General features: G+C 48.3%; 10 protein-coding genes. 2 read left to right on the top strand and 8 right to left on the bottom strand.

The window, feature by feature from the left end:
- Positions 1-211 (top strand): hypothetical protein (locus BLA28_RS34030; RefSeq protein WP_207650807.1); only part of this gene is annotated, 211 nt, incomplete at its 5' end.
- Complete coding sequence (locus BLA28_RS32035; RefSeq protein WP_069156735.1) at positions 208-777, top strand: TetR/AcrR family transcriptional regulator; 570 nt, start codon at positions 208-210, stop codon at positions 775-777. The genes BLA28_RS34030 and BLA28_RS32035, both read left to right, overlap by 4 nt.
- Positions 778-814: 37 nt before the next feature.
- On the opposite strand, the gene BLA28_RS32030 is transcribed toward BLA28_RS32035, so the two are convergent.
- The 8 genes from BLA28_RS32030 to BLA28_RS31995 form a co-directional block, all read right to left on the bottom strand.
- On the bottom strand, positions 815-1948 hold the full coding sequence (locus BLA28_RS32030; protein ID WP_069156736.1) for a GNAT family N-acetyltransferase: 1134 nt from the start codon (positions 1946-1948) through the stop codon (positions 815-817).
- Positions 1949-2019: 71 nt separating this feature from the next.
- Positions 2020-2880: a hypothetical protein gene (locus BLA28_RS32025; RefSeq protein ID WP_069156737.1), complete on the bottom strand. Its 861-nt coding sequence runs from the start codon at positions 2878-2880 to the stop codon at positions 2020-2022.
- A 108-nt stretch (positions 2881-2988) separates the two neighbouring features.
- Complete coding sequence (locus tag BLA28_RS32020; protein ID WP_069156738.1) at positions 2989-4371, bottom strand: sensor histidine kinase; 1383 nt, start codon at positions 4369-4371, stop codon at positions 2989-2991.
- On the bottom strand, positions 4368-5021 hold the full coding sequence (locus BLA28_RS32015; protein WP_069156739.1) for a response regulator transcription factor: 654 nt from the start codon (positions 5019-5021) through the stop codon (positions 4368-4370). The genes BLA28_RS32020 and BLA28_RS32015 overlap by 4 nt, the downstream gene beginning before the upstream one ends.
- A gap of 170 nt (positions 5022-5191) precedes the next feature.
- Positions 5192-6244, bottom strand: coding sequence for a PD-(D/E)XK nuclease family transposase (locus BLA28_RS32010; protein ID WP_069156740.1), 1053 nt, complete (start codon positions 6242-6244; stop codon positions 5192-5194).
- 223 nt (positions 6245-6467) lie between these two features.
- Positions 6468-8021, bottom strand: coding sequence for a family 43 glycosylhydrolase (locus BLA28_RS32005; RefSeq protein WP_069156741.1), 1554 nt, complete (start codon positions 8019-8021; stop codon positions 6468-6470).
- A gap of 68 nt (positions 8022-8089) precedes the next feature.
- On the bottom strand, positions 8090-9043 hold the full coding sequence (locus BLA28_RS32000; RefSeq protein WP_069156742.1) for a glycoside hydrolase family 43 protein: 954 nt from the start codon (positions 9041-9043) through the stop codon (positions 8090-8092).
- 92 nt (positions 9044-9135) lie between these two features.
- Positions 9136-10230: an alpha-L-arabinofuranosidase C-terminal domain-containing protein gene (locus BLA28_RS31995; protein WP_278336454.1), complete on the bottom strand. Its 1095-nt coding sequence runs from the start codon at positions 10228-10230 to the stop codon at positions 9136-9138.
- Positions 10231-10311 lie beyond the last annotated feature (81 nt).

Here is a 10311-nt window from a genome sequence, read left to right as displayed (position 1 = left end):
TGGCGCAGAGGGAAGGAAATCCAAACCGATGGGTCGCCTGGAAGCAGCAGCCGGAAGGGACAGGGACATGTGCGGAGGTTGGGTTATTTACTATACATTTTGTCACACATGTGCCATAATCAAAACATACAGGATCCTTCCGACAAAAGCAATACGCGGAAGGATAGTGCAACAAAACGAGAAAATGTGTGACAGGAGGATTTCATCATGAATAAAGGCCAGTCTCATCCCGCTTCCGCTTTATCGGAAAATTTACTCTCCAAAGGACTGCTTTCTCTGCTGGAGGAAAAGCCCTTTCGTGATATTACCGTAAAAGAGCTGTGCGTCCGTTCCGATATAGCAAGGCGCACTTTTTACCGGCATTTCCATACGGTGGAGGATGTGATGGATTATGCGCTTTCTCATATTATCGCCCGGTTCCGGGAACAGATGCTGCTTACGCAAAAAGAGACGTACCCTTCCATACTCGCTTCCTACTTCGCTTTCTGGAAAAATTACGCCTCTCTTCTTGAACTTTTAAACAAAAACAATATCACATATCTTCTGTTCGGAAGATATCTGGAATGCCTCTCTTCCCTTCCCTGGCTTTTTCCTTCCGAGGACAGCCTTACCGAAGACAGGGATTCCTTTGCATGCAGCCTGGCCTATCATTCCGGCGGCCTCTGGAGCGTCCTGACCTATTGGAGCATGAACGGATGCCGGATACCGGAAGATACACTTGCCCAAATTCTATGTTCCCAAATGCCTGGTACTCCATCCGACCGGACACAGAACTGACAGTACTGTTTCCGGCCGGATGGAGCACTGGCACCCGTTAAAACGAATCTGCGGTAAACCAGAACACTGGAAGCGGGAACCACCCGGCAGGCACCGGAACATCCATGTAGCGGCCATACCCGGAAAGCAGAAGCTGCTGGGCCTGCTGTTTATCCAGAGTGACGGCTCCCGGCAGGGCCTTTCTTTCCACACGGACCCCGTTTTCCGTCACACGCGCCGTCACAGGCTGTCCGTCCAGGCAGGCGGAAAACTCACCCGGCATGAGGCCAAGAGTCCTTTGCTTCAGAGTCAGGTAGGCTTCCAGTACGTTTGCAAAATCAAAAATCTGGTACATGCCGCTCGGGCATTCGGAATAGCTCTCTGCAAACCTTCCGATGCACTTATTTAAAATGCAGTCATAGGCGGAAGAGAATATCATGATTTCCTCCGTTCCGGCATATTCCATGTAAGCCTTCACGGCCTTTTCCATATCTTCCGGCTGTTCCACCGCCATCTCACGGATCTCCTTACCCTCATTACAGGTCAGAAGGTATCCCGCAAGGACTCCGTCCTTTTTCATTCCAACAGCCTTTTCATTCGCCGTCGCCGCAATGGCTAAAACGTTCTCCGGCTCCCTTGTTACCCAGGAGGGACGTTTTTCATTCTGCCGGCACATAAATTCCGCCGCGCCTTCCGCCTCTGAAAGAGGGACAAAAGAGATTCCCCGGGTATCCGTCTGCTTCAGCGCATGGCGGATGTTATCACTGCTTACCGTATACCGTATCTGTATGCCGCCCCGTGTAAAACCAAAATATTCATATCTCTGCCGCTGCCCGTCCAGCACTGCAATGTCACAGGTCTCCTGCATTTCTTTCAGCCAGTCCTGCATGAGTCTCTTCATGTGGCCTTCCCCCCGCGCTTTGGGATGCACGGAAACGGTCCCCACAAAACCCGCCCGTAGAGGATGTCCCGCTACCATGAGTTTTTCCGGCAAAACCGCGATCTGAGCCCGCAGCTTACCGTTTTCTTCTGCCGCTACCCGATGAATAAAGGCGGAATCCACACCTTCCCCGTATACCTTGGGTATCAGCGTTTCAAAATCATGAGGACAATGAGCCGTGCTGAAAACATAATTTGCCAGTTCTATACAGGCATCTTTTTCTTCCGGCCTCGCTATTCTGTATTCACTCATTCTTTTTAATACCTCTTTCCCCTGTTTTTCATTTGTAGCGCCAGTTTACCCCATATACGGACGGCTGTCAATCACTTCACCACCAGTTCTTCCCTCTCCCCGTTCAGCTGGCCTCCCTGCACCCAGTTTTCTGCTTCCTGCTCCATTATTTTATCCATCATCTCCTGAATCTCCATGCTGGCGTTAAATCCAATCCCTTTCACAGCCTGATCGTATCTGGAAAAGGTTATCATTGCCTTTTGTCCGTTTACCCCGATCACATTTATAGTGATTTCAGGATCATTGCTTCCGTAGCCCTGACTGTTATAAATACATTCCTTTACCTCGCCGTTCACCAAATTTGTCTTTTCCGCAAATGCTTTTGCCAGCTTCATATATTCGGAAGGGTTCTTTTCCAGCCCGCTGTCCAGTCCCAAATCCACGGTTACATTGAGAGTCCTGCCGAAGGAGGCGATGAAGGCTTCCCCCGTCACTGCGTCGATGAGAAAAGTATAGCTCGTATCCCCCGGCGTCCTGCTCTTGCCGAACCTCACATCCCCGCTCCAGGATTCTCTGGGAAAGGTAGCGGTTCCGGGATCATAACCCATATAAATGGTAGCGCCGTCCAGCTTCACACCAAACATCTTCCAAAGCAGCTGCGCCCCCATTTCCGCCGCTTTTTCCTGTGACAAATCCTTTACGGAAGGCTTTTTGTCCTTGTAATAGTCCAGAGGATCCTCCACAACAGTATAGGCCGCCTTCTGATACCCTTCCGGTACCGTACTCGTTTCCGGGGCTGCCGGGAGGGTGTAAGCAGTCGGAATCATTTCCGCCCCCTTCATATCCACCGCGGCAGCCGCTTCCGCCAGACTGCTGAACATAGCCGTACAGCCAATCACCAGCGCAAAAGCTCCGCATATTGCAAGACCAGTTTTTCCTTTGTTTTTTCTCATTAATCCTTACCTGCCTTTCTTTTTGATAAGGCAACTATAAGCCGGAATTATAAGGAAGTTATCACCGACTTATTACCGAGTTGTAAAAAGAAAATAACTTTTAACACACTAACCCGCTTCATATGGAAAAGCAATCCGTACGGTTGTGCCTTTCTGCGGTATGGAATCCAGCTCCATGACCGCCTGATGAATGTCCGCGATCTGTTCGCACAGAGACAGTCCCAGCCCTGCTCCTCCTTCTTTCCGGCTGCGGGCCTTATCCACCCGGTAAAAGGCTTCCCTCACCCGCCCGAGCTCCTCTGGCGGGATCCCTCTTCCGTTATCCGAAACACTGAGAACCGCTTTTTCCCCGTCCCGGTAAGCTTTTACCTGTACACACCCGCCGCTTTCACAGGCCTTTATTCCATTGTCAATCAAATTGATAAGGAGGCTTTCCAGCAATTCCGGATTTCCCTTCAGCACATCCAGTTCTGCCTGAAAGGTCATGGTTATTCCCCTTTTTTCCGCCTTGGCCCGTACCGTATATTCAACCGTTTCCATAAGCCGCTCCACAGGAACCGGCTCCCACGCTATATCTTCTCCCCGCAGAGCGGCCAGCTCCAGCAGCTGCCGGGATAAATTGGACAGCCGCCGGCATTCCGACATGATATAGCCGGCGCAGGCCACCTTATCCTCCTCCGTCACAGCCGCCTTCTGGAGATATTCCCCATAGCCGTAAATAGCCGTGAGGGGCGTACGCAGTTCATGGGCGAAATTATCCACAAGCCGCTGCTTCTCCTCAGCGGCCTCCTGAAGTGCCGCTATCTGCCTTTGAATGGTGGATGCCATTTCATTAAAGCTTCCGGCCATTGCCGCCACCTCATCCTTTCCCTTTTCCGGCAGCCTCCCCTGCAGGTCTCCGGAAGCTATACTGCGGGATGTTGCGGCAATCTGCTGTAAAGGCGCAAACAGCCGGTTCAGCAGGGTGAGAAGGCACAGGGACAAAAGAAGGGAACAGCCGCTTCCCCCGAGAAAAAGCGTGTTTTTCAGTTTCCTCCAATTCTCATACATCTGCCTCAGATCATACCGGTACACCAGAATATAGTCATCCCACGGCTGTAGGAATTTCCCCTCCACATAAAGAAACAGCCCGTCTGTCCGGATCCTGCGCATTCCCTCTTCGGCTGCCGCTGTTTTTTCCATGTCAAAAATCTCCCGATCATCCACATCGGAATATAACAGCTGCTCCCCGCGGTACAAATACAGCGCCCTCCGCTTATCCTTCCGGTAACGGGTATATGGCTCCATAAGCTTCGCCGCATCATACCCGTCCCCGCCCTCCGCCTGCATATCACGCATTACCGAGGAAAGGATCATATAATGTTCTGACAAAGCCATCTCCTTCTGTACCTCCAGTTTTTCTTTCCAGAGCATGACGGAAAGCAAAAGAACCGCCCCGTTGAAAAAAAGAAGGAACATGAACTGCGTGGTAAAAAAGGTTTTTTTCTTCATTTCATGATCTCCAGCCGGTATCCCAGCTTATAGACAGTTTTGATACATTCCTCCAGACCAAGCTTTTTGCGCAGCTTCTGGATATGTACATCTACAGTGCGGGTATCCCCTTCATAATCATATCCCCATACCAGCTTCAGGAGCCGTTCCCTGGAAAGGGCGATATTCCTGTTTTTTACCAGTGTTTCCAACAGCTCATATTCTCTGGGAGTACAGTCTACAGCCTGTCCGTCCTTTTCTATTACCCTGCTTTCAAAATCAATCCGGACGCCGTAAAAGGTAAAATCCTTCCCTCCCTTATGTGTCCTTCTCAGAACCGCTTCCACCCTGGCCAGCAGCTCCAGCATCTCAAAGGGCTTGACCATGTAATCATCCGCCCCCATGCGAAGCCCCTTCACCCGATCGGTAAGCCCCCCTTTTGCCGTCAGAAAAATAGTCGGGATCTCCCCGGCCTCCCGGTACACCTCAAAGCCATCCAGGCCGGGAAGCATAATATCCAGAAGCATCAGATCGAAGGCCTGTTCCTCCAGCACCTCCACCGCCGCTTCCCCGTCATACACCGATCTGCACCGGTGTCCGACCAGCTCCAGATTTCTCCGGAGCAGCTCATTTATTGCTGTCTCATCTTCTACAATCAGAATCTCTGCCATAGCTCCCCCTCATTTTTCCTTTTCCTGTTCATTTTATTATGGACTTGTTATGAAGTTGTAAAAATCCCGAAATCACTTTCCTCTTTTCATTTTCAATCCCGTACCGTTCACAAAAAGGCTATGGAACCTTTTCCTGCGGTTTCCATAGCCTTATTCCTGTGCCGGTTTTCTTACCCCTTTTTGTTCTCCAAATCCCTAACTCGGCGGAGAAGCTCTTCATATTGTTGTTTTTGATCTTTGATCAACAGCTCCTGGCTGCTGATAGTCTGTTTCTGGTCATTCAGTACTTCTGTCTGCGTATGAATCGTTTCCTTCTGTTCATTAATTATTTCCTGCATCTCATCAATCATATACTGCACCGTATTCCGATCAAGCTCCTGCAGTTCCTTTGAATACATTCCCATCACCTTCTCCATATTGAGACAGATTTCATAGATATCCTCGTAGATTACACGGAAGTCCGGATAGCTTTCAATCAGTTCAATGATGCGCTCCGGTTCCTCCGAACCAAAAAACATCAGCCAGGCCTCCAGCTCGTTTTCCACACTTTTATTGTCCATGTTTTTTCGGAATATGTCAAGCGCTATGAAGATAAAATTCTGCAGCAGATTGAGTTCCAGCCCTGTGTCAAATCCCCAGAAGGATTTATGGATATATGCATTTTCCAGCCTTTTTATTTCTGCCGGGCTTTTTTCAAACAAGACGATGGTATATACATTTTTTATGTTCTTATAACTGAATTTCCGATTCCGGCCCTGTATCTTCTCCCTCGCCCTTTTGTATTGTCTCAGCAGCAGATCCGCCGAATAGCATGCGCTGCGTTCTCCGGGAAAAGCATAGCCTATTTTCTGGATCTCAATATCCGCAAGTCCACCGTCTTCAAATTCCACTACAATATCTGTAACAAGCAGAGAACCTTCTGCCGCAATCCTCGTACTGTCATTGGGAATTACCTGCTTAATAGTCACTCTTTTTCCCAAAAGAAGTGACAGGAACCGGTTCAGCCTGCCAGGTGAATATTCAGGATTCATGATTTCTTTGAAAAAGGAATCGTATAGTACTTTTACCCCCTTAACTCCTGTACAGAAATCAAGGAATTCTTCCTGCCGTTCCTGCTCCCAGCTGTCAAAAAGCGTACTTAAAGCCATAGAACTGCCAATCTCTTTCAGCACCTCCTTTCTTTCCCTTATGAGCGGGAAATAGTCTTTGAGCCTGTTTGCCATAAGCAATGCCCTCCTTTATTTAGTTTTTCTGTCATCACCTGGTAATTGCTTCGAAAAGGAAGCACAAGAAAGTGAAAGACGGCCCTTGGGCCTGAACAATATGGCAGCTCAGATACCGCCATGTGACGAAATAAGAATAACATATTGCGGGAATTTACGCAACTGTATTTTCATCCAGGCTGCGGATTCAATAGCTGTTCCACAGCCTGAATGGAATATATTTTTATTGATTATCCGCATGAAGAGTAAAAGTGATGAAATCCAGGGCACCTTCTCCTTCGTAACGGAAATATAGATCATGAGGACCATTTGATACGGAAACCATACCTGTGATATCCTGCCATGTGTCCGCTGCAATGTCCACGTTCAGGGTTCCGGCCGGTTTGGTGAGATCCTCCGTAAAGACGGCGATGGTTCCTTTCGCTTTTCCTCTGAGCTTCAGAGTTATTTTCTGCAGGTTATAAAAAGCGAAGCTTTTGTAGCCTGTCATTGTTCCGTCTTTTATGTTGGCAACGTACTGAACCGGCAGGGTATCTCCGCTCATTTCTTTTTCTGCAGCCGGTTCCTTGTCGGGGACATCCTGGGTCAGGTAGGGGAAATGAAGCTGCATTTCCTTCTGTCCGGAGAATACGGCACCGTCTTTGCCTGTCAGCCTGCAGCAGATACAGGCGGGATATGTGCCTTTTCCTTCCAGAGGGCCGTCGTTCAGGCCGCAGGAGGTTACGGGTACCTGCCGGATACTTCCGTCATCGGCTATCTCTATTTTTTCCGCACAGCCCTGTCTGCTGAACTGGGTGCGGTTGCTCTGTCTATGATAAAAAACATACCACTGTCCGTTTATACATTCCATGCCGCCGTGGGTATTTCCCAGGCAGTTCAGCGCTTCTGCGGCGGTTCTTCCGTTCAGGCCCACATCCCCGATATCGATCAGGGTTCCGCCGTACTTGTAATCCCTGTCAGGCTTATCGCTGACAGCATAACACAACTCGTGGCTGAGAACGGAGGAATATACAAAATAATAGGTGTTTCCTATTTTGCGGATAGAGCTTGCCTCAAAAAATTCATGTCCCTCAAAACCAGTCCCTTCACTGTCTGCAATGGATGGCAGCAAAAGCCTGGGTTCCGTTTTCAGGGTAAGCATATCCGGTTCCAGCGTCATTACCTGGGAACCCTGTTTCCCGCCAATATGCTCTTTATGCATAGGGGCGTTGCCGGAATACAGGTAGATTTCTCCGTCATCATCAATGAAAATCCCCGGATCAAACTGGCTCAGGTCATCCTCTCCCTTGCCCAGGACTGTTCCGTCTTTATGGCGTACCAGGCCTAAATATTCATAGCTTCCGGCAGGAGTATCGCATACAGCAACTCCGATCTCAGGCAGAAAATCCAGACAATAATAAAGGTAATATCTTCCATCCGGCCCTTTTACCACATCCGGCGCCCACAGGGCATGGATACCCGGAGGATTCAGGCCATTTCCGAATCTGGATTTTACATCATAAATTCTGGGTATGCTGTTATCCTCCGAAGGATTCTGATTCCTGGGATCCTGGTCTTTCCGAAAAATCACCCCTTCATATTTCCATTCTGTCAAATCCTTTACGTCCGCAGAATAACAAATGTAATCATTCAGGCAGAACATTTCTCCGTCAAACCGGTCATGGCTTCCGTATATATAGACTCTGTCCCCGAATACATGCGGTTCCCCGTCCGGAACATACTCATAGGTCGGTAAATAGGGATTATATACCTGCTTTTTTTCAGCTGCTTCCTTCATCTTCTTCCTCCTGCACTTTATTTTCTGTCATGAAATTTTAGCTTTTTTATTATATCACAATAACTTCCCTATACATATCCCTTATCTGACCAGTCATGTTCCTTTATCCGCTGATATTCTTCCATGGAAATTGTCAGGATCGTGCCGTGCTTAAAGCCATAGGGGAAATCAAAAGAGGCGTCCGATCTGACAAACCGGCCATCTGCAAGACTGTCGGCAACAAAAGGCACGTAGCCCTGTCCTGCTCCGGGTACCCCATAGTAATCCAAAAAAAGGCACCATCTGCCATCCTCCAGCTTTACGGCAGTGGGAGCTTCATACAGCCCGCTTTCCACAGCCTCCATGCTCCGGTCAAAGGCTTCCACCCGTTCGTAAGGCCCTGCTGCATGTTCTGATTTCAGGAGGATGATTTTTTCAGGATTTCCCTCGCTCTTTACAAACATATAATACAGGCCGTTTTCTTCGTAAATGGCAGAATCAATAATACCGCTGTCCTCTTTCCTGTACAAAAGTTCAGGCTTGCTGAATTCGTGAAAATCTTTTGTCCTGCAGAAGTAAATTCCTTTTCTGCCATAATCATTGCAGCTGTGTGAGGAAGACCAGTGAAGGAGGTAATCTTTATTTTCCCTGTCGTAAATGATATCCGGCGCCCAGAGGCAGCCAAAGTTCTCATCACCAATCTTCACAAGCCGCTGTTCGGTCCAGTCTGTCAGGCTGTCCGATTCCCATACGGAAAAACATTTGCTTCCGTTTCGGCCGATTTCCTCCCAGGAGCCGTGGTACTGGTTTCTCATACCGTAGGAAAGGCTGAGATCCGTTGCAAATATATAGAATCTGCCGTTCTCCTCACACCTGGTAATTGTGAAATCCCTGACTCCCTTGTCTCCGTAATAGGTCCAAAGGACCGGATCTCCTCCATTGACCTCCTCCCAGTGGAAGCCGTCCCTGCTCAGTCCGAAATATACCTGTTCTCCGTCAGGGGTGGTCTTTTCTTTAAAATGTACGAATAAATATGCCTGCATTTTTTCCTCCTTTGATATGTGGGGTTTTCTTTTCATTATAAGTTTTTCTGGGGAGAATTGGTATGTTAAATTTTTTAATTTTAGGGTATTATTTATATCTCCTTCAGTCTGAAAACCGTCAGAGAAAATTTGGGGAATTCATACATAAAGCTATCGTTTTCCTTGTAAAACACCGCTTCCTGCGGTGCCACTCTCTCCGGCTCTGCAAAGTCATTTTCCGCCGCCAAATCCGCATGCATGGTATAAACGGTTCCCTGAAGCCTGCTGCTGCACATACCCTTCATGATAATATGTGCGCTTACACCTTGCTCCTGCAGATTTACCACCTTAAGGATAACGGTTTGATCCGCTTCATCACGGCTCGCTCCATAATATAGAGGCTCTGTCACCACCGGTTTGTCCTCTGTTTCAGCGCAAAGCCTGCCGTCTACCCATGCGCGCACCATACGTCCGGACACCTGCAGTTTCAGTGAATATTCCTGTCCTTTGCTGACCCGGATAAGGTTCTGGGTCAAATCGGAACAGAGCCCTCTTATCCTTCTGCTGAGCAAAAGATCATAATTCTGCCAGCCTCCCACCGTCCAGCTGTAATTATTATCTTCATCCTGCCATCCAAAAAAAATCTGAAAGCCCTGAAAGCCATCCAGTTCTTCTGCCCTGCAGCTGATGGTATAGTCCTTCCATTCTGTATCTGCAAGCCAGACAGACGCCTCCTCCTTTTTCAGATGATAGTCTCCGAAGCTTACCTTTTCTCCTGTTTTACTGTTCTCCAGCACAACGTCCCGGAAAATGACCTCTGAATGATACCCCTGCAGCCTGATTCCCCCACATATAGGTTCTTCCTCAATTCCGGGTGCTTCCAGTCCTTCCGTATATATCTCCAGCCTTCTGCTTCCCTGATGATTCATAAAAAGCTTCTGGACATAATAATCAGGACTTCCGTATATCCGGTGGTTATCAAACCACAGCATATCCGGCTTCCAGTTCACATAATCGACATTAGCAAGCATAGGTGCATAACAGGCTAATCCCACAGCCTTTGCATTCCGTTCCAGCCCCAGCATAAAGCTGGCTTCCGCAAGAGCATTATACCATGTGTTTCCCCAGCTGGCGTACTCCCCGAGAAAAACCTTCGGATCCTGCGCGCGGAAGTTATCATATCTGTGATGATTGGCAAGAAACCATATTTTAATTCTACAGTACTACATTATAAATTATGTGCATCCCCCAGTTTTCAACAGTACAATATGTCTTGTATACAAACTGAA

Source organism: Eisenbergiella tayi, assembly GCF_001881565.1.
GTDB classification, from domain to species: Bacteria; Bacillota; Clostridia; order Lachnospirales; family Lachnospiraceae; genus Eisenbergiella; species Eisenbergiella tayi.
This window is presented reverse-complemented; position numbering and strand designations above follow the sequence as displayed.